Origin of the sequence: Psychroserpens jangbogonensis, from assembly GCF_000797465.1 — a bacterium.
Taxonomy (GTDB): Bacteria; Bacteroidota; Bacteroidia; order Flavobacteriales; family Flavobacteriaceae; genus Psychroserpens; species Psychroserpens jangbogonensis.
In genome coordinates, this window is the sequence record NZ_JSWG01000015.1 from 1 (window position 1) to 21,157 (window position 21,157).

Genomic DNA, 21,157 nt, shown 5'->3' on the forward strand with positions numbered 1-21,157 from the left:
TTTCAGGACGGGTCAAAATGCACTACAACGTGTTCGTGTATGGCTTGTTGCGTTGGCGAGAACTAAATTAGCAAAAAAGAAACTAACCATTAGGGAAATCCGCAGGATTTTCCGAGTACACACAAACTAGCAATTGGTTATACACGTTGTTGGCTACCGTGTTTTACTTTATAAGTTTTATTCCTTCTGATTTATTTTTAAAGAATGATTCTACTTCTGATTTAGTTTTTTCAGTTAGCTCAATATCAGTAACCTCATTTTTTTTGTTATCAAATAACTTAACTTGAGTATCATTATAAGCTAAGTAGCGAAATGAAAAATCTTCTTTCTTGTAAGCAATTAATGATTGTTCAACGAACTTAAAGTTCAGTTTTTTATCAGTCCAATATGTGTTATTTTGTATTCCTTTTTCCACATAAACCATAAAATCGAATACTAAATAATCGAATTTCTTAGAATGGTAAATAGTTAGTCCACTTCCATTTGCAGGATCATTGGTTAATCTAATCGTATCTATTTTAAATTCCGCTTTGTGTTTTTCAAAGTCTTTAACTAATCCGAAACTATTTAACTCAGGAACAGTTTTTTTAATGATTGCATTTTCCGAATTCTTTTCAGATTCCTGTTTTTCTCCGCAAGAGTAAAATCCGATTATTAGAAAAATGATAAATATTTTGTTCATATGGTTCTTGGACATTGTTGCCAACGTGTTCGTGTATGGCACGTTGTTTTGGTTTAGGACTAAATTAGCAAAAAGAAACATACCAGAGGGAAATCCGCAGGATTTTCCGAGTAGACACAAAGCAAACAATGGGTTATACACGTTGTTGCCATTTCGTTGATTTAGAACTTATACATAGTTATTCCTTTAATTGAAAATATTGAAGATTTCCTTGATTTCCTCTAAATCTAATTTTACCTTTATCTTTTAATGAGTGCCATATTTTTAGAGTTTCTGAATCTTTATAAATATCACAAGATTTAAGGTCACTTGTTTTATGAAATTTTTCCATTTCATTTTTTTCAATTTTTGTTAATGACATTTTTTTCTAGTTTAAATTCAAGAAGTAAATTAACGGTTATTCCATAATTTGCTAAATTCTGTATAGGTTTCAGGTTTTTATTCCGTAAACAAGCTGAAACTCCATTGTTGTTTTTATTCAACATTTTAGTGAAAAATGAATGCAATTAATTCAATGTTTACTTGATAGGAATCTATTTTTTTTAAATTCAAATTTTTCGATTCAGAGTGATTCCTCAATGAATGGCAACGTGTTTGTGTATGATTTCGTTGCGTGTTTCAGCAACTAAATTAGCAAAAAGGAACGAACCAGAGGGAAATCCGATAGGATTTTCCGAGTAAACAAAAAACTAGCAATGAATTATACACGATGTTAGTAACTTTAGCGACAGACTAGAGTGAATACGTTCTGCAAAAATTCCGTTTAAATTTTAAAAATTGAGATTGTCGAATTTGACTTTTTAAAACTCAAAAAAATCGCGAAAAGAAAACCTGACTTTTTTTCGCATCAAAGATTTGCCGTTTGAGTAATCAAATCCGCAAACAAGCTAAAATCCGATTGAGTGATTATTCCGAGTTTGAGTAAGAGTTAATTCCGCTTCTAAATTCCGCAAGAGTGAACCGAAATTCCGTTTTATTTATTCAGAGTTTGAGTGAGCAAAAAATCCGATAAATTAAGTTTTTAATAATTCGGTTTTTAAGGAGTAACAATTTTGGAGCTATTGTTACTAACGTGTTCGTGTATGGTTAGTTGCGTTGGCTAGAACTAAGTTAGTAAAAGAAAACGAACCAGTAGAAAATTCCACAGGAATTTTCCGAGTACGCAATGACCACAGCAATTGATTATACACGTTGTTGCCTCACGTTTTTTAATCAATTTCTTTTAAAGTGTAGTCTTCTTTTATACTACCAAATGTTGACACATAAATTTCATTCCTAACTTTACTCTTTATCACGAATGGAACATAAATATCAGTAAATAAAATATCAAATCCATTATGATTTATTCTTTCCCACATCAAGTCTAAATCACCATTTTTCCAAGCACTACTGACGTAAACAGAGTCATTAATAAAATGGATAGTATCTGTCCATTTTCTATAATTTCGAATAAATTTTTTGCCCGTAAATTTAAAATCAGTCGACTTGCTTTTCAGAGAATCGTTTAGTTTTCTGTAAACACGACTATAGAAATTCAAATTGGATATTATGAGACTGTCATTTCCAACTTCAATTTCTTCCAATAAATAATCTTCATTGTCAGCTAAAATAAATTTATTCCCTTTCAGTTTAAATTTCCCTGTTCGCTCATTTTCGTAAGTATCGAACCTAAACTCTTTGGTTAGAAAAACGCCATTATCGTAAGTTGTTACTTTGTTGAATGGGAATCCACCTAATCCAGATACTTCTTTATCTTCTTTTGTATCATACATATAAGCGGAAATCCACGTTCCATTTAATTTTTTTTCGTTCCTACATGAACTTAAAATGAAGATAAATGCTAATATGTAAATTATATTTCTCAAATGTGTGGCAACTGGTTATATCCGGATAAATATACACATTATCCAGAGCTATTTTCTGGATATCCGGAACTTTTGTTCCAATATATCCATGTCAATATATTGATTTATAATGGCTTGAAAACACAATTTTAAAGATACCACCAAGCCCAATACATCAGCCCAAATTGTAATGGAATCCGTAAAACTAAAATCCATTTCGGTACTCCAGCACTTGCCTTTTCTCCAGATAACATATAAAAATGTACCAACAAAAACACAAACAACATAGCTATAATACCATAAACAGCCATAACTTTTAAAGAAGGAATACAAAGTGCTATTCCTAATCCAATTTCTGCAATTCCACTCGCATATACCAACAATTTATGATGTGGTAAATAGCGAGGCATGATTCTCATATAAATCTTAGGCTTTATAAAATGCATCACACCTGCAACAACATACAAAAGCGGCATAACATATAAAAGCCAAGAACTATTCATCCTTGTAAATATTAAAAGTCATTCCAATACCATAGTTGTTGAGATCTGTTTGCAGTAAACTCGATTCTATACCATTGCCTTTTTTAAATTGTACCCAACTATTACCATGTATAAAAACGCGTTTAATATACGTGCGATAATCGTCTATCTCATCTGTAAAAGGAAGTAAAGGCCTAAAATTTGTTGGTATTTTAACAGTGCCTGTATTTGTTTTAATCTCTTTGTATTTCTTGTTAGGTAAAAGTTTGCCTTGAGCATCTGTATAACCCAATACTTGAACTGATACATAAAAACCATCTTCAGGAATAATTAAATCATGCTCAGAAACATCGAGCTTAAACTCATCTCCATTTTTTTCTGTGGCTCTAAAAACAATATTGGTGTAGGTGAGTGGTTCTCCCGGAATTCCGTTGTCGTTATCGTAAAACTTCACCTTAAACAACGTAGAAAAAGATCTTTTGTCGGCATTGCTGCGCTTGCGTTTTTTCCAATCTCGAGATTCTAAAGTAATAGGAAATAAAATTGAAGTTATCTTTTTTAGCTTTTCATCGTCATTAGGAAAAAATACAGCAATTTCACTTTCAATAGTTGGTAACCAACACTTGTAATAATCGTCATCTAAATACGGTTTTACAGTTTCCGTTTTAAACTTCCGATTCACAGTAGTTCTAATCACAACTTCGTCTAGAGTATTCGTTTCTATATCTAAATAAATCGACTTCGGAAAATTTACAGTTGCTATTACTTTTTCTTTAAAACCTAATGCCGAAATATAAAGCGAATCGACATCTGGATATAACTTTTTCGTAAAATAGAAAGAGCCTTCATTATCGGCAAAAATACCTTGACCATCACCAAATGAAATGGTAGCATACGATACAGGATAATCCGTTTCAATGCTAATCACTTTGGTTTGTGCAAAACCAGTAGCAACAACACATAAGACGAGTACTGTGAAATATTTAGTTAACTGATGCAATCCAATTATCGATTTTAGTTTCTAATAAGGCTAAAGGAATACATCCTGATTCTAACACTTGATTGTGGAATTGAGCAATATCAAATTTATCACCTAATTCCTTTTCTGCTTTAGCGCGCAATTCTAATATTTTAAGCTGACCAATCTTATAAGATAACGCTTGTCCTGGATTAGCCATATAACGTTCAATTTCTGAAGTGATACTTGCTTTACTTTCAGCTTCATTTGTAAGCGAATATTTAATGGCTTTTTCACGTGACCATCCTTTAGTATGAATTCCAGTATCTACAACCAAACGAATAGCACGATGCATTTCCATACTCAACATTCCGAAGTATTGGTATGGATCTGTATATAAGCCTAATTCTTTTCCTAAAGACTCACAATACAAAGCCCAACCTTCTCCATAAGAACTATACCAAAGTGTTTTTCTAAAATCTGGTAAGTCTTTATTTTCTTGTTGTAATGAAATTTGAAAGTGATGTCCAGGAATTGCTTCATGTAAAAACAAAGCTTCATCAGAAAACACATTGTATTTTGTAGCATCAGGAATTGGTGTGTAAAAAATACCTGGTCGCGATCCATCTATAGCACCTTGATTATATTCTGCACTAGCTGAGGCTTCTCGAAACGCTTCTGTTTGACGTACCTCAAAAGCTGTTTCTGGTTTTAAATCGAATAATTTTGAGATTTGAGGTTTCATAGTGTTATGAATTTCATTGAAATTATGAATAACATCTATTGGCTCTTCAAAAGGCATTAGTTCTTTATTAGTTCGAACATAATCGAAGAACGATATGATATTACCTTCAAAACCAACTTGTTTTTTAACGGTTTCCATTTCAGATAATATACGTGCTACTTCTGTTAAGCCTAACTCATGAATTTCGTCAGCTGTCATTGTAGTAGTCGTGTATTTTTTTATTTGATGGTTATAGTAATCTTTACCATTTGGTATGTCTGAAATTCCACTAGTAGCTCGACCTGCTTCTAGGTATGTTGTACTCATGAATTTGTGTAACTTTTTATAAGCTGGAACGATTTCATACCTTATTTTTGATTTGTAAACTTTGGTAATATTAGCTTTGTCTGCATCAGAAAAACTCTCAGGAATGTTTTTAATTGGGTTATAAAATAAATGCCCCTCCATGTTAGTTGTTGCTAAGGCTTCTAACTGTGGAAGTACTTTAACAATTAAAGATTTGGGTAATACATGGTCACGTTCAATACCTTTTTTCATTTTTTCTTCGGCAGAATTCATCCAAAGCAAATAACCATCTACACGATTGAGCCAATTTTTGTAGTCTTTGATTGTTTTAAAAGGCTGAGAGCCTGCTCCACTAGCTAACTGACCAAAAGATAGATGAAGTGTCCACATTTGATTAATAGGAGTAAGGTCTTCGTTGAATTTAAAACCTTCAAGATTCATCTTACATTCCCAAATTAAAACTTGTTTACTTAATTGTTGACTTTTGTTAAGCTCAGCATCATCGAATGAACTAACTTTAGCTTTGTAATTCATGTAATATTCTACTAATTGTTTGGCATAGTCATCAGACAAAAAGTTTGGTAATTGATCATTGTATCTATTATCTCCTGCAGAAGTAGCATTAAGAGGATTGAGTTTTAAGCCTTCTTCATAGTAATTTTTTAATACGTTTTCAAACTCAGTATTAGTTGGTATTGTTACTGCGGTTGTTTGAGTAACAGTAGTTTCTTTATCTTTTTTACATGCTGAAAAGCATAAAACAATTATAATAAGAGTTATTAGTTTTTTCATTTTAAAGGATTTGATTTTTAAATTTAAAAGCTAAAGGTACATAATCTTGGAGTTATAAAAAGCATAAAAAAAAACTGCTATTGATTGAATAGCAGTTTTTGAAATTTGTTGGTTGATGTCCTCTTATTCCTTATCTAAATTTTTGGTCATATTGAATCCTAAAAATAATCCAAGTCCAGCCATAAAGAAAATCGTTGCAGGATAAACCGCTTCTTCATCAAGTGTTGTAAGGTTGTCTAAAAGAGATGCGATAAATACGCCAATACCAATTCCCATTAATAATAATGCAAAGTTAAGTATAAGTACTTTCCAGATTGGAGCGGTTTGTTGCTTACCTCTCATAAAAATACTGGCATCTACACCTTTTTCAATAAGTGCTAAGCGTTCTTTGTTTCTTGTTGAAAAATACAGGTAGAATACGCTAAAAATTGATCCAAAAATAATTCCAATGATTATTACTTCCATAATGTTGTTTTTTAATTGATTAAATTTATATGTTTTGAGCTTATGACGACAGATGTTTCGTTTTGGTTACACAATTATAAAAAAAAGTTTTTTTCAATTTATTGTAACCATATAATCAATAGTGTCGTCTTACTATAAAATGACCACCAACGACCAAATACTCATCAACCAAATTGTTGAAGGCGACACTAATTCATTTACGATATTAGTAGATCGTTATAAGGACTTGGTGTTTACTTTAGCCCTACGTATGCTTAAGAATAGAGAAGAAGCAGAAGAGGTTGCTCAAGACACGTTTATTAAAACCTATAAGTCCCTTGAGAAGTTTAAAGGGGATTCGAAATTTTCAACATGGATTTATAGAGTAACTTATAATAGCTGTCTTGATAGAATTAAAAAGAATAAAAAACATTTGAATAATGTTGAAATAAATGAATTTACAGAGCATCAAGTTGTAACCATAGATAATGCTTTAGATAATATGGAAACTAAAGAACGAAAAGAGGCAATGCAGAGATGTATTAATACCTTGCCTAACGAAGAAAGTTTTTTATTGACCTTATATTATTTTGATGACTTATCTTTAGACGAAATTTCAAAGATTGTTGGGATTACAGCAAACTCTATAAAAGTGAAATTATTTAGAAGTCGAAAAAAATTGGCAACTATTTTAAAGTCGCAATTAGAACCAGAAATAATCGATTATTATGAAAGAGAACGCAGATAAACATTTAGACGACTTATCACGAAAAGTGATAGGCAAATCAGCAGTTGAAAGTCCGTCGTTTGATTTTACACAAACGGTAATGTCTCAAATCAAAGCGCTTGGAACATCTAGAGCTACGACTTATGTGCCATTAATTTCAAAACGCATTTGGTTACTTCTTAGTGTAGGTATAGCTTCTGTAATTGGATATGTACTCTTCGGTTCTTCTAATACCGAAACAACATGGTTTGGAAATTTAGAACTGAATCGTTATATCGATTTTGATATTTCAGATGCATTTTCAGGTTTTCAAGTTTCACAAACAATGCTCTATGTAGCTTTACTTTTTGCAGTGATGCTAGCTATTCAAATCCCAATTTTAAAACATCAATTAGATAAGCGATTTGAATAATTCTAATCTTTAAAATACCAAAAAGGGATTCTGCAAACAGAATGTCTAACCGTATCTCCTTTTTTAATTCGTTTTCTTAAAACTTTTAAAAGGTGTTTCCCTTCTTCTAAATCTTTTATGCTAACAAAGGTTTCAAAGCCAATATCTTTTTGTTTGTTTTCAGACAATATAAATTCTCCGTCATAATCTGTACTATCAATCCTTACAGAATAGACCTGGTTTAGAACTTCCAAGTATTTGTTTTGATCTTCCCTTTTTGAAGACCAGTTGCTTTCACTTTTTACGATGATATTACTCCTCAGTCCTCTTTTGTCATTTTCAGGCTCTAAATCTGGCTTGAAGTTAAATATATTGTCTTCTATATTATCAGTCAATTCCATAAATACGTTTATGTATGGTGTCGTTATAACTTTGGAAGAAATCGCAAATTCATCTATATGTTCACTATCACCTAACATGTCTTGGTAACTTAATCGACTCGCTGATATTTCTGAAGAATGACTGACACCATCAAAATAGTTTGAAGGTTTATATTGAAATGAACTTAAAACCAATATAGTAAAGTAAACAGGTAAGAGTACAAAACTTAATCGTCTTCCAAATTTATTGTCTAAGAAATTATAAACTAAAGGTCTGTATAAAAATGATAAAGTAATAAAACTAAAGACCCAGTAAATAGGAAAGTAAAATTTAGAAATCCATTTCTTCTTTTTGAGCCAACCTTGCGTAATAAAATCTATAAAAGTTAGAATCATTCCAAAAATTATAAATATAATGAGACTTGCACCTAAAATAGATCTAAAGGTTTCAGGTAAATGTTCATTTTCAATAATCTGAGTAGCAATCAGAGCTATTGAAAGAAATGTAAACGTTAATGCTAAAACATAAAAGATTAAGAGGAATGATATGGCAAAAATAATGCTGCAATAATTCTCTAATGTAGCCACATATTTGTCAAATGAACCAACTCTTTTTTTAAGGTATTTTGTGAATTTTTCACTGTATTTTAAAGAGTCATAATCAATATCTCCAGAAACATATCGTAATCCGAGTGTGCCAATCCATAAGCCTCGTAATATTACATGTAAGAGTAAATTGAATAATAGAATGCCACATGAAATAACTGCAATGAATAATACAATTGCCTTTACTAACTGTTGTTTTGATTGAGCAATACTAGCTGCATCACTGAGTGGTTCAAGTGCTGTGAATAAACCAAAAATCGCAAAACCAGATATAATTAATTCTAATTGCCAACTTTCTTCTTGTAGTCGTTGTAGTAACTTTTTAAACGCTGGATTATTATAATCAGAACTCATAGAGGTTGGATTTGAGATTAAAGATAACCACTTTTATAAAATAATTTCAAGTATTTTAATACCAACGCTTCTTTTTCTTTTTAGAGCCTTCGCCTTTACGACCTTTTCTATATTTACTGCCTTGCTTTTTGTGAACGATTGGTTTTGCTTTTGGATCTAAAGGATAAGGATGGTCTTCTTCAACAGGAATCTGAACATTTATCAGTTGCTGAATGCTTTTGATATAACTTTTTTCATCTGCAGAACAGAGAGAAAACGATTTTCCGAAATTACCAGCACGTCCAGTTCTTCCTATACGATGTACATAAGTTTCAGGAACATTAGGAATGTCAAAATTGACAACAGCATCTAATTCATTAATATCAATACCACGAGCTGCAACATCTGTCGCAATTAAAATATTGACTTCTGCATGTTTAAACTTATTTAGCGCTGTTTGTCTTTCACTTTGCGTTCGATCACCATGAAGGCGTTCTACGTCATAGCCATTATTAGCTATGGTTTGTTCTAACTTATCAACGCCATATTTTGTGCGTCTAAAAATAAGAATACGTTTTCCTTTAATTGTATTGCGTAAGAGGTGCAAGCAGAGTTCAACCTTATTGCGCTTAGGAACGTAGTATAGTATCTGACTAACATTTTTTGCAGCAGAAGACGTAGGCGTTACTTCAATGCGCTTAGGACTGTTTAAAATGGAATTTGCTAACTGTTCTACTTTAAATGGCATAGTCGCAGAAAACAAAAGATTCTGTTTCGTTTCTGGACATAAACGTTCGATTTTTTTAACGTCATCAATGAATCCCATATCCAACATTAAATCGGCTTCATCCAATACCAAGATCTCTATAAAGTCTAGATTTAAAATGTCTTGTTTGTGAAGATCCAATAAACGTCCAGGTGTCGCTACAACAATATCAACACCTTTTTTTAAAACATCAATTTGTGGCTCAATACTTGTTCCACCAAAAACAACTGTAGTTCTTAAGTTGGTGTGCTTAGCATAGGTATCAAAGTTTTTCCCAATTTGAGCAGCAAGCTCTCGCGTTGGGCTTACAATTAAGGCCTTAATTTTTTTGCCTTTTTTAGGAGCATCTTGCTTGTTATAAAGCAATTGTAGAATTGGTAAAGCAAACGCAGCTGTTTTACCTGTTCCAGTTTGCGCTGAAGCAATAACATCTTTTTTATCTAATACTAAAGGAATAGTTTGCTCTTGAATTAAAGTAGGTTCAGTATAACCTGCTTCGTCAATAGCTTTTACAATAGCTTTATTAAGATTAAGCTCTTTAAAGGACATGTGTTTACATTTCTCGCAAAGATAGTTGTTTTGTTGAGGTTTAAACTAATTAATAAATTAGTACATGCTCTTCACTTTTCTAAGCTTATTTTCCCAAGATAGAAGGTTGTCTTTATGATTATTTAAATTCTTTATAACATCCTTAACTAGTGGATTAGATTCGTCAACATTAGAAAAGAACTGCATGTTATTTTCTAGCTGAATAATTTCTCCTTTAATCTCAGTTATTTTCTTTCTGATATAGTTTTGTTCGTTATCTAATAAACGAGTATCGTCTGGCTTAGATAATGTTTCAAGTTTGTTTTCAAACTTAATCATTTCTAACTTCGCCTTATCCATATCTAACTTACCAAAAAGACCATCAATCACTTTATTGAATTTACCTTCAATAAAACGTTTGTTAGATGGAATATGACCAATAGCCTTCCATGCTTTAATTTGCTCTTTTATGGTTTCAATATCTTTTTCTGGCTTACCAGAAAGTTCAATAGCCTTTACTGTTTCTAATAAAGTCGATTTTTCTTCAAAAGCAGCTGTTTCTTCTTTGCTAGCTGCATTTCTTTCAGCATGCATTCTATCAAAATAATGATTACAAGCCTTTTTGAATTGTTTCCATATTTTATCACTATCCTTTCTTGGGACGTGACCAATGCTTTTCCAATCAGACTGTATTTTCTTCATTAAAGACGTTGTCGTATCAAAATCCTCACTGTCTTTGTTTTCATCAGCAACTTTTATAAGCTCTTGCTTTTTATGAAGATTGTCATACTGATCTTTTTTAAGCGACTTATAAAAGGTGTTCTTGCTTCTGTTAAAATTTCTAACAGCAGTTTTAAATTTTGTCCAAGTAGCATCATTAACTTTAATCGGTACTTTTCCTGCATTAAAGAATTCTTGACGTAATTCTTCTATAGCTTTTATCTTATTTTGCCATGCTTGATGACTTTTAGGTTGTTCTAAAGCAATCTCTTCAATTTTAGCTATGATCTCTTCTTTTTTAACCAAATTGCCTTCGTGAGCTTTATCTAAATCGGCATAGTAAGCTTGACGCTTATCATGAATAGTTTTGGTTGCATTACTAAAACGTCCCCAAATTTCTTCTCTATGTTCTTTGGCTACAGGACCTAACTCTTCTTTCCAGAGTTTGTGAAGTACTTGCAGTTCTCTAAACGATCTGTTGATGTTGTTATCTATAGCTAACTCTTCAGCACGCTCAATAATCTTAGTTTTTTGATCAAGATTATGTTTGAAATCCATATCACGTAAGTCGCGATTTAAATGTAAGAAGTCATAGAAAATCTCTACATGATGATGGTAAGAATTCCAAGCGTTATTGTAACGATCTCTAGGAATTGGACCAGCATTTCGCCATTGTTCTTGTAAATCTTTAAAGTGCTTATATGTAGTGTTGATGTTCTCTTCAACATTAATAAGACCTTTGATTTCTTCAATAATCTTCAGTCTATTCTCTAAGTTTTGCTTTAAGTTAGACTCTAAATTTTTATAATATGCATTTAGTGTATTTCGGTACGACTTATATGCATCGTTAAATCGTTTTTTAATTGGAGTAGTGTAGTAGAAGTCAATTTCGCTTCCGCCTTCACTTAAAAATTCTTCTTTCTTTACATCAAGAAGTTCTCCGAATTTTGAATGAAATTCAGATTTAATCTCATCTACTTGAGATTTTATAGTTTGTATTTTTTGACCTTCTATAAGCCCTTCTAGTTCAATAACTAATTGCTCCATTGACATGGCATGATAGTCTTTACTTTCAACTTCATGGCGCTCAGCATTGGTTTCATCTTCTGCATCTTCCGCATTAGCTTCTTCAATCTCTTCAACATGAGCATCAGCTTTTTCTGGAGTTTCAGAAACGGGTTCGGTTGCTTCTTCAACAACTTCTTTAGTGTCTTCGACAGCTTCTTCTGTAGTGTCCACTACTTCTTCAGCAACTACTTCAGTTTTTGCTTCTTCAACAGCTTCTGTAGTTTCTTCAACAACTTCTTTAGTGTCTTCGACTACTTCTTCAGTAACTGCTTCAGTTTTTACGTCTTCAACAGCTTCTTCTGTAGTGTCTTCCACTACTTCTTCAACAGCTTCTGTAGTTTCTTCAACAACTTCGATTACTTCTTCAGCAACGGCTTCAGTTTTTGTTTCTTCAACAGCTTCTGTAGTTTCTTCAACAACTTCGACTACTTCTTCAGCAACGTCTTCAGTTTTTACATCTTCAACAGCTTCTGTAGTCGTTTCTACAGTGTCACTAGATTCTTTTGGTTCTTCGGAAGTTGATCCTTCAGCGGCTTTTAATTCCTCGGTTTTTTGAGGTGTTTCTGTAGTATTTAGTTCAATCTTTCCATCTGCTTCTTGCAGGTTATCGTTCTCAGACATTTTTCAATGTTTTTATATTAGAAGGCTAAGATAGTGATAGGTGATTGATTTACAAAAAAGAACCTCTATTTAGAAGGTTTATACTTTAAATTCCAAATTCGCCATGCTTTTTCGGCCTGAAGTTCTAACATTTTTTGTCCGTTGCAGATTTGAGCGCCTTGATTTTTTCCCAATCTTAAAAACGTTGTTTCTTCAGGATTATAAATCAAATCGAAAAGTAGATGTTTGTCTGTGATGCCATCATAGGGAATTTCCGGACAGTCATTAATATCTGGATACGTTCCAACAGGTGAGCAGTTGATGATAATTTTATAATCTTTAATATCCTCAATCGCTAAATTGTCATAAGTGAATTTTACGTCTGATTTAGTTGTTCTTGAAACATAATCAAATTCAATTTTCAACTTCTTAAATGTGTATGCAATTGCTTTGGAGGCACCACCAGTACCAAGAATCAATGCTTTTTTATGATGTTTTTTTAGAAATGGTTTTATTGAGTTTTTAAAACCATAGCAATCGGTATTGTAACCTTTGAGTCGTCCTTTTGAATTAATCGTTATGGTGTTTACAGCACCAATTTTTTTAGCTTTCTTATCTAATTCATCTAAAAACAGAATGACTTGTTCTTTATACGGAATGGTTACATTACACCCACAAATATCAGGATTGTCTTGTAAAAGCTTTGGAAATAATGAAATGTCTTCAAGGTCAAAATTCTCATAGGTAAATGGTAATTGCTCTGCTTCAAATTTAGCTTTGAAATAGCCTCTAGAGAATGAATACGCTATGTCTTTTCCTAATAATCCTAATCTAGACATGAGCTCGTTTTGTTCGTTGGCCATACCATTCAAGTGCAAGTACGATTAAAATTCCTATAATCACATAACCAAACGCTAAATACGTTTCGCTATTTAATTCTGGTAAAAAACGTTCGTAATTGGATATGATTTTTTCATTTCTAGAATCTAACAGAAAACTGCCATCATCTTGCATTTTAAAAATAGTTTTTTTCCACGGCCAAACCACTCCTAAAGAGCCAATGATAAAACCAATTATAGATGCTGTAGTGATACTTTTGTAGTGTTTAAGCACATAACTTAATACATGTGAAAACGTAACTAAACCTGTAAATGATCCTAAAGTAAATAAAGTTAATACTTTTAAAAGTCGAATTCTCACCTCATTTTGTAAAAAACTGAAATCGCCAGTTACGATTTCTGAAAACGTATCGTAAAGTGCATTTACAGAATCTACTAGCAATAGCACATAATTTCCAAGAAGAATCAAGATAAATGAGCCTGAAAATCCTGGAAGCGTCATTCCAGACACGCTAATTATTCCGCAGAAAAACACAAATAGCAAATTGTCATTTTCCATAGCTGGATCTAAAAAACTAATACTTACACCTAGAGTAATTCCAATAGCTAAAGCTGTGAAACTTTTATAGTTCCAGTCATTAAAATCTTTATTGATATAATAAATTGAACCGATAATCATTCCGAAGAAAAGACCCCAAACATAGAGTTCATGGTTTTTAAGAAAGTAGTCTAGAATTTTAGAAACACTGAAAAAACTAATTATCATTCCAGAGAATAGTAAAACTAAAAACCTGCCATTAACATAGCCATAAAAGCTTTTGAATCGTCCGTTAAATAACAGTTTAAAAGCAGTTTTATTAATGCGTTGTAAAGAAAAAATAAACTCTTCGTAAAATCCAGCAACAAAAGCAACAACACCTCCTGAGACACCAGGTACTTTATTAGCGGCTCCCATGCCAAGTCCTTTAATGACCAAAAACAGACGATCTTTAAAGGTTCTTGAATTTTCCATTAGGCCTTTGTTTTTTTACGTCCCAAGCTCTCTAGAATTAAGATGGTAGCAAATCCAATTACTACAAAAATAAGTGCAAATAAAATTTGAGAATCACCAGTGTATGACGTTGGTAAAATGCTTTCATCTAAAACGGTAACTTCTAATCCTTCAGAATTGATACGTGTTTTTAATACGTTTTTCCAAGGCCAAATCTTATTTAATGATCCAATCATAAAGCCGGTTAGGATGGCTAAGGTTAGATTTTTGTGATGTTTAAACATCCAATTGAGCACTTTTGAAAAGACTTTCAATCCAATAATAGCTCCTATTCCTAACATGAAAAAGTTTAGTAGTGCATCTTTTAACACATCCCAATTAGCAGTTGTAACCCCTTCAATAAGATTGTTTACAGTATTGATTGCTGTTTCATAAGCACCAAGAATAAGTAATATAAAAGCTCCCGACACGCCTGGTAAAATCATTGCAATTATAGCAATGAACCCACAAAACAAGAGATAAAAAGGACTGTCTGGCGAAGCAAATGGTTCAGCTAGCGTTATAAAATAAGATAGGACAGAGGTTAAAAGTATGGCAATAATAATCTTTGGTGACCAAGACTTAATTTGTTTTCCTATATAGAGAATACTTGCTAATACGAGTCCGAAAAAGAAAGCCCATAATAAAATAGGTTCATTATGTAATAGCCACTTTATTAACTTAGCTAATGATAAAATACTAATGGCAATTCCTGAAAATAGAGCTAATAAAAAACCTCCGTTTATAGAGGTCCAAGCCGTTTTAAAACCGTGTTGTTTCCAAACTTTAAACACACCTAGATTAATGTTGTCTATGCTTTCAATAAGTTCTTCGTATATGCCTGAAATAAAGGCGATTGTTCCTCCAGAAACTCCAGGAACAACATCGGCAGCTCCCATGGCAATACCTTTAAAGGTGATAAATAAGTAATCTTTAAATTGTCTAATCATTTTTACAAATAAGAAAAGTAAAGGTATGAAATAGGAATGACTATTTTAAAACTAAAAAACCTTGAATTGAATTATTTTTTTGTCTCTGAAATGAGTTGTTGTACAGATGGTTTCTGTAAGACATTAGGAAACAATTCATCAAGAATGATGTCAAATTCAGGGTCTAATATGAGTGCGTTTTTTAGGTGATAATGTCCTTTACTACTTTCGTGCAAAGTAAAGTGTAAGCCTGCTAAACGAAATTCAATTTCTGCAGTTTCTGGATAGAATTCTGCAGCCTGAATTAAGTTTAAAATTGAAGCCTCGTATTCACCTAGATCAATAAGGATATCTGTTCTAGATAACCACGTTTGTAGTTCGTAATTACCTAAATCTAATGCTTTCTTATAACCGCGTTCAGCCTCTTCTAAGAAATTAAGACGAAGATTTATTTGTGCGTATAGTTTCCAGTAAATTACATTCTCACTATCAATATTTATCGCTTTATTGATGTAAAATAACGCTTTTTGATAGTTGTGTTTTTTGTTGTAAAACTTAGTGATTGCAATCCATCCCTTGTCTAATAAAGGATCTTCATGAACCGTTTTGTAAAAATACTGAACAGCTAAGTCATCCTGACCTAGTTTTTCATGGCAATGACCAATTCTTAGTAATGCAAAAGATGTAGGTTCATCTAAAGCCAAAGTGATTTTGTAATTTTCTATAGCTTCAATGTATTCCTTTTTCTTTTCTAAAACCTTTCCTTTTTCTAAATAAGCACCAACAAACTTGTCGTCAGAAATTATAGCGAAATCAAATGCGGCTAAAGCTTTGTCGTAATCTTTAACTGTGAAATATTGACGACCTAATTGGTGCCAAGCAACTTCGCAATATGGGTTTTTGTCTAAATAAATATTTAGGAAGTCGATAGCTTCATTGTTTTGATCTAGAAAATCATAACAATAAATAATATTATATAAAGCAGAATAGTCTTCTAAGTCTATAGCAAGACATTTTGAGAAATACTCTCTAGCATTTTCAAATTTATCTAGGAACAAGTATTCCATTCCAATAAGCGCAAACAAATCGGTAAGACCTTCGTCATCACTGTTAAGATTTAGAGCAATTTTTAAAGTATCAATTGCTTTTTGGTGCAAATCTTGTTTAGAGAATACACTAGCTTTTTGAATATAGATTTCTTCGTTTGCAGGCTCGACAATATGTATTTCATTTAAAACATCATCGGCTTCTGTAAACTTGTTTTCAAGGATGAATATTTCCGTTAAAAATAGTTTTAAATTAACTGAAGTTGGATGTTGTTCTAAGCCTAATTTAATGGCTTTTTTAGCTAAAGCTATTTTGCCGCTTTCGAGATAGTGATGGATAATATTTTCAAATTCGTTTGAATCAAAGAATAAAACATGATTAGTTTTAAGCATAGATTCAAAGCGTGTAAGTGAAAAATTGTTGTTGTCGTCAGGTTGACTAAACTCCATAAGCAAATTTGGATTAACCGTTATTTAAAATTACTCTTATCAGTGCATATACATCATTTTTAGTGCCAATCTTTTCAACAAAGTAATTAACAGTTATAGTTTTGTTTTAAGTGATGACAGTTTGATTGCTGTAAGTCAATTAGTTGAATTGGCTTATGTGGTCTTATTTTTTGATTGAATTTCGTCCAAAATTTGAGTTATTATCAGGCACCCTTTTATGATTTCTTCATTTGAAATGGTCAATGGTGGTGTGATTCTTATTGCTTTTTGTTCAAAAAGTAGCCAAAATAAGATCAATCCTTTGTCTTTAGAATTTAAGATTACTTCATTTGTAATCTCTGCAGATGGAGTGATCGCTGCCAACATTAATCCTCTACCTCGAATCTCTGTGATCAATGGATGAACTAAATGTTTACGGATTAATTGTTCCTTTTCAAGAGCTTGAGATATTAAATTTGATTCGGTAATTTCTTTAATTGTGGCTAAAGCTGCAGCGGCAATTACTGGGTGACCACCAAAGGTTGTGATGTGTCCTAATTTTGGATTTTCTTGAAGTAAATTCATCATCTTATTTGAAGCTGTAAATGCGCCTATTGGCATGCCTCCTCCAAGTCCTTTTCCAGTAACTAAAATATCTGGTACGCAATTAAAATGTTCAAAACCAAATAACTTTCCAGTTCTACCAAATCCCGTTTGTATTTCATCCAATATTAGAACTGCGCCAACTTTATTACAGCGTTCTCTTACCTTCTTTAGATAGTCATTTTGAGGTTCAATAAAACCTGCTCCACCTTGAATGGTTTCTAGAATAACTGCGGCTGTTTTTGTAGTAATATGAGATAATTCATCCTCACTATTAAAAGTAATAAATCTAACGTCTGGAATAAGAGGTCTGAATGCTGTTTTACGTTCTTCATAACCCATAACACTTAGTGAGCCCATAGTATTGCCATGATAAGCATCATGAGCTGCTATGATTTCACTTCTGCCAGTGAAACGTCTTGCAAGCTTTAGAGCACCTTCAACGGCTTCTGTTCCAGAATTAGTAAGATAGGTGGTTTCTAGGGATTTCGGTAAATGTTGAGCTAGAAGTTTCGTTAATTCTACAGCTGGTTCTTGAATATATTCACCATAAACCATAACATGTAAATACTTGTCTAATTGGTCTTTTATAGCTTGAATAACTTTTGGGTGTTTATGTCCTAAGCTACATGCCGAAACACCAGCAACAAAATCTAAATGCGCTTTATTGTTAGTATCATAAATGTAAGAACCTTCAGCATGAGAAATGCTCATTGCTAAAGGATGAGGTGTGGTTTGTGCTTGATATTTAAAGAAATCATCTAGCATTAGTTCCCTTTTTTCGCCTTGTTAATTAAGGGTTTGGGTAGGTTATGAGTTTTTACTGCGTCTCGTTTTGCTTTGATTGCTTTGGTCGATTTAGGTAAATTTCGTTCAGCTTTATTGATCTTGTCTTTATCCTTTTCTCTTGCAGTATCCATACGTTTAAACATGGCTTCATCAAAGAATTCTTCTTCAGGAGTATAGTCATCAAGACCCTTAATAATAGGGAGTTCTAGAGGAGCGTCATCACTAAATAGGTCTTCAATGCTATTTGGACGTTCTTCTTCTCGCCAATCGAAACCTCGAAACTTTCGAGCATTTTCTGGAAATTGAGATTCTGGATATATTTCACCATCGACTTGATTAAAAAGCGTGACTATTTTATAGCCTTCTTCAAATTTCATATTGATTTTTGCAGATTTCGATTTATTGATTCCTATAAGAGAATCTTTATCGTTTCTGGAGTAAAATATGATTTCAGCATTCTTAATTATATCTAGATTGTACAGCTCATTATTTTCAAACAAACCTATTAATCGCTGACCTTTAATTTGGTTAAAACCGCCACCTATAGTGTCTTTGCTTATTAGAAATGCATTATTAAAAACCTTTAACGAATCTAGTTCTTCTTTTTCTACATTAGAGATGAGATGAATAGAATCTCCAGTCATTTGGTTTCCTAAATTCCATAGAATCGGTCTTCGTTTGGTAGCATAGGCTTCCGTAGACGAAAAGCGATCTATATTGATGAATTGAGTCAAACCAGTCTTGTGATCGGCATGAATAGAATCTGCTTTACCACTCATATCACTCTTATACATTTTGGCATTATAAAATGCTCGTGTAATGCGATGTTCTGGCTTTCCAGTAATCATTAAAGTATCTGCGTGTATGTAGATAGAATCTGTCTCTTGAACTGTAATTGCTAAAGCACGTTTTGTAATAAACACTGAATCTTTTGCCCGAAAGACTTCTGCATAATGACCTTTGATGATACTGTTGTTAATAGTATCTGTAACTACAATATTATTGGTTGCAGAGGCAAAGCTTCTGTTTCTATCAAAATAAAGACTGTCTCCAACAACTTCTCTGTTGTTATAATTTATTTTAGAATTTTTAAGAAAATATCCAGTATCATTATTGGTATCATAAAACCCACGCTCACAATAAATTTTACTAGAATCACCAACTATAGTTGATGGACCATACATGTATGAATGTCCAGTATCTGAATAAAAATCGAGTTGCTTTGTATTAAGTGTGTATTGTGGATTAACTAAAACGACATCTTTAAGAAAGCGATATTTTTTTTCATTCATGTAATATCTGCCTACCTGACTTGTAATAGTTCCTGAAGAATCTCTTACCACTTTTCCAGTTGTCCTGTAATAAGCTTCTTGCTTCGTTCTGTCAAAATAAAGTGTATCTGTAGTTAAAACAGATTGCGGTTCTTTAAGGACAACATCACCAGCAGCAAAAGCCATTTTTGTAATACCACTATACTCCACATATTCAGAAGTCATATTAATAGTATCTCCTTGTTTCACGACTACATCGCTAAAGGCTTCTATGAAATCTTCATCCTGATAATAAATAGCTTTATCACACCACATATCAATGCCATCATGAACAACATGAATTTGAGCTTGATCACTTCTAACAAAAGTTGTGATATTTTCTCCTTTGAGAGAATCTTTCACCGTAAAACCAGAATATTCAATTCTGATTTTTTTTGGATCCTGTGAATAGGAGTGTAGTGTTGAAAAACAACAAGCAATTATAAGTATGTATCTGAAAACTAGATTCAAGGTGTAATGTTTTGCTCCAAAAATAACTAATATCTCTTCGGAATAGTATGCCTTAACAGATTTTTAATAGATGCTTTTAAAGATTATCTATTGATAGTCTGCGTTCTATCTGGCCCAACTGAAACAATAGTAATAGGAATCTCTAATTCTTTTTCAAGGAACTCGATGTATTCATTGAGTTCTTTTGGAAACTGAGATACCTCTCTCATTTTGGTTAAATCTTCTTTCCAACCTTTAAAATCTGTATAAATTGGAGTTACGTTTTCGGCTTCAATATTAAAAGGTAAATGTGAAATAGTTTCTCCTTTATATTCGTATGCCGTACAAACTTTAAGCGTTTTAAAACCTGAAAGGACATCACCTTTCATCATGCTTAATTGTGTCACACCATTAACTTGACAAGCATATTTAAGTGCTACCAAATCTAACCAACCACAACGACGTGGTCGACCAGTAACTGCACCAAACTCACGACCAATGCGAGCCATTTCAGCACCAGTATTATCAAATAATTCTGTAGGAAATGGTCCAGAACCTACACGTGTTGTATATGCTTTAAAGATTCCGAATACTTCACCAATTTTATTTGGAGCGACTCCTAAACCAGTACAGGCACCAGAAGCTGTTGTATTTGAAGATGTCACAAATGGGTAGGTTCCAAAATCTATATCTAATAACGACCCTTGTGCACCTTCAGCTAAAATAGGTTTCCCGTTTTTTAAAGCTTGGTTTAAATACTCTTCACTATCAATAAACTGTAATCCTTTTAAGCGTTCTATAGCGCTAAAGAATTCCTCCTCCATTTCTTTTAAATCGTATTGAATATCTACATTGTAGAATCCAATCATAGCTTCATGCTTATTAGCTAAAGCTCTATATTTTTCTTTCCAATTTTCTGATTCAAGATCACCGATTCTAATTCCATTACGACCAGTTTTATCCATGTAAGTTGGACCAATACCTTTAAGTGTTGAACCAATTTTCGCTTTTCCTTTTGCGGTTTCAGAAGCTGCATCTAGTAAGCGATGTGTTGGCAGAATCACATGTGCTTTTCTTGAAATGATTAGGTTTGATTTGTAATCTAAATTGAATTGATCTAAACCATCTAATTCTTGGACAAAAACAACAGGATCAATTACAACGCCATTACCAATAACATTGATAGATTCGCTATGAAAAATGCCTGAAGGAATTGTTCTTAATACATGTTTAATACCATCAAATTCTAAAGTGTGCCCTGCATTTGGTCCACCTTGAAAACGAGCAATAATATTGTATTTGGAGGTGAGTACATCAACAATTTTTCCTTTGCCTTCGTCTCCCCATTGTAGTCCTAGTAGTAAATCTACTGCCATTGTAT

General features: G+C 32.6%; 19 protein-coding genes. 2 read left to right on the top strand and 17 right to left on the bottom strand.

The window, feature by feature from the left end; translation table 11 throughout:
- Positions 1–163 precede the first annotated feature (163 nt).
- The 7 genes from RH81_RS13790 to RH81_RS13820 all read right to left on the bottom strand — a co-directional run bounded on the left by RH81_RS13790 (position 164) and on the right by RH81_RS13820 (position 6,253).
- The gene (locus RH81_RS13790; protein ID WP_152604840.1) at positions 164–682 is read right to left on the bottom strand and encodes a hypothetical protein; all 519 of its coding nucleotides are present in this window, start codon (positions 680–682) and stop codon (positions 164–166) included.
- Positions 683–860: 178 nt separating this feature from the next.
- A complete protein-coding gene (locus RH81_RS13795; protein WP_033961351.1) occupies positions 861–1,043 on the bottom strand; it encodes a hypothetical protein in 183 nt (60 codons plus the stop codon).
- An 847-nt stretch (positions 1,044–1,890) separates the two neighbouring features.
- Positions 1,891–2,547, bottom strand: a complete 657-nt coding sequence (locus tag RH81_RS13800) for a hypothetical protein (RefSeq protein ID WP_152604841.1) — start codon at positions 2,545–2,547, stop codon at positions 1,891–1,893.
- Between the two features lie 128 nt (positions 2,548–2,675).
- On the bottom strand, positions 2,676–3,029 hold the full coding sequence (locus tag RH81_RS13805) for a DoxX family protein (RefSeq protein WP_033961355.1): 354 nt from the start codon (positions 3,027–3,029) through the stop codon (positions 2,676–2,678).
- On the bottom strand, positions 3,022–4,008 hold the full coding sequence (locus RH81_RS13810; protein ID WP_052172564.1) for a hypothetical protein: 987 nt from the start codon (positions 4,006–4,008) through the stop codon (positions 3,022–3,024). The genes RH81_RS13805 and RH81_RS13810 overlap by 8 nt, the downstream gene beginning before the upstream one ends.
- Positions 3,992–5,788: a DUF885 domain-containing protein gene (locus tag RH81_RS13815; RefSeq protein WP_033961357.1), complete on the bottom strand. Its 1,797-nt coding sequence runs from the start codon at positions 5,786–5,788 to the stop codon at positions 3,992–3,994. Before RH81_RS13815 ends, RH81_RS13810 begins: the two co-directional genes overlap by 17 nt.
- Before the next feature lie 123 nt (positions 5,789–5,911).
- Positions 5,912–6,253, bottom strand: coding sequence for a DUF6249 domain-containing protein (locus RH81_RS13820; RefSeq protein WP_033961359.1), 342 nt, complete (start codon positions 6,251–6,253; stop codon positions 5,912–5,914).
- A gap of 139 nt (positions 6,254–6,392) precedes the next feature.
- Between RH81_RS13820 and RH81_RS13825 the strand changes: the two genes are divergently transcribed.
- Both RH81_RS13825 and RH81_RS13830 read left to right on the top strand, forming a co-directional pair.
- Positions 6,393–6,980: an RNA polymerase sigma factor gene (locus RH81_RS13825; RefSeq protein ID WP_033961361.1), complete on the top strand. Its 588-nt coding sequence runs from the start codon at positions 6,393–6,395 to the stop codon at positions 6,978–6,980.
- Positions 6,961–7,371, top strand: coding sequence for a hypothetical protein (locus tag RH81_RS13830; protein WP_033961362.1), 411 nt, complete (start codon positions 6,961–6,963; stop codon positions 7,369–7,371). The genes RH81_RS13825 and RH81_RS13830 overlap by 20 nt, the downstream gene beginning before the upstream one ends.
- A gap of 2 nt (positions 7,372–7,373) precedes the next feature.
- Here RH81_RS13830 and RH81_RS13835 read toward each other — a convergent pair whose 3' ends face one another.
- From RH81_RS13835 to RH81_RS13880, 10 genes are all read right to left on the bottom strand, one after another.
- On the bottom strand, positions 7,374–8,690 hold the full coding sequence (locus RH81_RS13835) for a hypothetical protein (protein WP_033961363.1): 1,317 nt from the start codon (positions 8,688–8,690) through the stop codon (positions 7,374–7,376).
- Between the two features lie 55 nt (positions 8,691–8,745).
- Positions 8,746–9,984 carry a DEAD/DEAH box helicase gene (locus RH81_RS13840; protein WP_033961365.1) on the bottom strand — a complete coding sequence of 413 codons (1,239 nt, stop codon included), beginning with the start codon at positions 9,982–9,984 and terminating at the stop codon, positions 8,746–8,748.
- A gap of 57 nt (positions 9,985–10,041) precedes the next feature.
- Positions 10,042–12,372, bottom strand: a complete 2,331-nt coding sequence (locus RH81_RS13845) for a DUF349 domain-containing protein (RefSeq protein ID WP_081988328.1) — start codon at positions 12,370–12,372, stop codon at positions 10,042–10,044.
- Between the two features lie 65 nt (positions 12,373–12,437).
- A complete protein-coding gene (locus RH81_RS13850) occupies positions 12,438–13,190 on the bottom strand; it encodes a shikimate dehydrogenase family protein (RefSeq protein WP_081988330.1) in 753 nt (250 codons plus the stop codon).
- Positions 13,183–14,202: a DUF368 domain-containing protein gene (locus tag RH81_RS13855; protein WP_033961371.1), complete on the bottom strand. Its 1,020-nt coding sequence runs from the start codon at positions 14,200–14,202 to the stop codon at positions 13,183–13,185. Before RH81_RS13855 ends, RH81_RS13850 begins: the two co-directional genes overlap by 8 nt.
- Positions 14,202–15,170 (bottom strand): DUF368 domain-containing protein, encoded by a 969-nt coding sequence (locus RH81_RS13860; protein ID WP_033961374.1) that lies wholly within the window; start codon positions 15,168–15,170, stop codon positions 14,202–14,204. The genes RH81_RS13855 and RH81_RS13860 overlap by 1 nt, the downstream gene beginning before the upstream one ends.
- 71 nt (positions 15,171–15,241) lie before the next feature.
- Positions 15,242–16,645, bottom strand: coding sequence for a tetratricopeptide repeat protein (locus tag RH81_RS13865; protein ID WP_033961375.1), 1,404 nt, complete (start codon positions 16,643–16,645; stop codon positions 15,242–15,244).
- A gap of 153 nt (positions 16,646–16,798) precedes the next feature.
- Positions 16,799–17,995, bottom strand: coding sequence for an aspartate aminotransferase family protein (locus RH81_RS13870; RefSeq protein WP_033961377.1), 1,197 nt, complete (start codon positions 17,993–17,995; stop codon positions 16,799–16,801).
- On the bottom strand, positions 17,995–19,797 hold the full coding sequence (locus RH81_RS13875) for an OstA-like protein (protein ID WP_033961380.1): 1,803 nt from the start codon (positions 19,795–19,797) through the stop codon (positions 17,995–17,997). Before RH81_RS13875 ends, RH81_RS13870 begins: the two co-directional genes overlap by 1 nt.
- A gap of 83 nt (positions 19,798–19,880) precedes the next feature.
- On the bottom strand, positions 19,881–21,152 hold the full coding sequence (locus tag RH81_RS13880) for an adenylosuccinate synthase (protein WP_033961383.1): 1,272 nt from the start codon (positions 21,150–21,152) through the stop codon (positions 19,881–19,883).
- Positions 21,153–21,157: the final 5 nt, after the last annotated feature.

Excerpts from the sequence above, each read along its gene's own strand:
- RH81_RS13860 (WP_033961374.1), bottom strand. The coding sequence starts at position 15,170 with ATGATTAGACAATTTAAAGATTACTTATTTATCACCTTTAAAGGTATT.
- RH81_RS13855 (WP_033961371.1), bottom strand. The coding sequence starts at position 14,202 with ATGGAAAATTCAAGAACCTTTAAAGATCGTCTGTTTTTGGTCATTAAA.
- RH81_RS13845 (WP_081988328.1), bottom strand. The coding sequence starts at position 12,372 with ATGTCTGAGAACGATAACCTGCAAGAAGCAGATGGAAAGATTGAACTA.
- RH81_RS13790 (WP_152604840.1), bottom strand. The coding sequence starts at position 682 with ATGAACAAAATATTTATCATTTTTCTAATAATCGGATTTTACTCTTGC.
- RH81_RS13795 (WP_033961351.1), bottom strand. The coding sequence starts at position 1,043 with ATGTCATTAACAAAAATTGAAAAAAATGAAATGGAAAAATTTCATAAA.
- RH81_RS13835 (WP_033961363.1), bottom strand. The coding sequence starts at position 8,690 with ATGAGTTCTGATTATAATAATCCAGCGTTTAAAAAGTTACTACAACGA.
- RH81_RS13820 (WP_033961359.1), bottom strand. The coding sequence starts at position 6,253 with ATGGAAGTAATAATCATTGGAATTATTTTTGGATCAATTTTTAGCGTA.
- RH81_RS13865 (WP_033961375.1), bottom strand. The coding sequence starts at position 16,645 with ATGGAGTTTAGTCAACCTGACGACAACAACAATTTTTCACTTACACGC.
- RH81_RS13805 (WP_033961355.1), bottom strand. The coding sequence starts at position 3,029 with ATGAATAGTTCTTGGCTTTTATATGTTATGCCGCTTTTGTATGTTGTT.
- RH81_RS13825 (WP_033961361.1), top strand. The coding sequence starts at position 6,393 with ATGACCACCAACGACCAAATACTCATCAACCAAATTGTTGAAGGCGAC.
- RH81_RS13830 (WP_033961362.1), top strand. The coding sequence starts at position 6,961 with ATGAAAGAGAACGCAGATAAACATTTAGACGACTTATCACGAAAAGTG.
- RH81_RS13870 (WP_033961377.1), bottom strand. The coding sequence starts at position 17,995 with ATGCTAGATGATTTCTTTAAATATCAAGCACAAACCACACCTCATCCT.
- RH81_RS13815 (WP_033961357.1), bottom strand. The coding sequence starts at position 5,788 with ATGAAAAAACTAATAACTCTTATTATAATTGTTTTATGCTTTTCAGCA.
- RH81_RS13880 (WP_033961383.1), bottom strand. The coding sequence starts at position 21,152 with ATGGCAGTAGATTTACTACTAGGACTACAATGGGGAGACGAAGGCAAA.
- RH81_RS13850 (WP_081988330.1), bottom strand. The coding sequence starts at position 13,190 with ATGTCTAGATTAGGATTATTAGGAAAAGACATAGCGTATTCATTCTCT.
- RH81_RS13840 (WP_033961365.1), bottom strand. The coding sequence starts at position 9,984 with ATGTCCTTTAAAGAGCTTAATCTTAATAAAGCTATTGTAAAAGCTATT.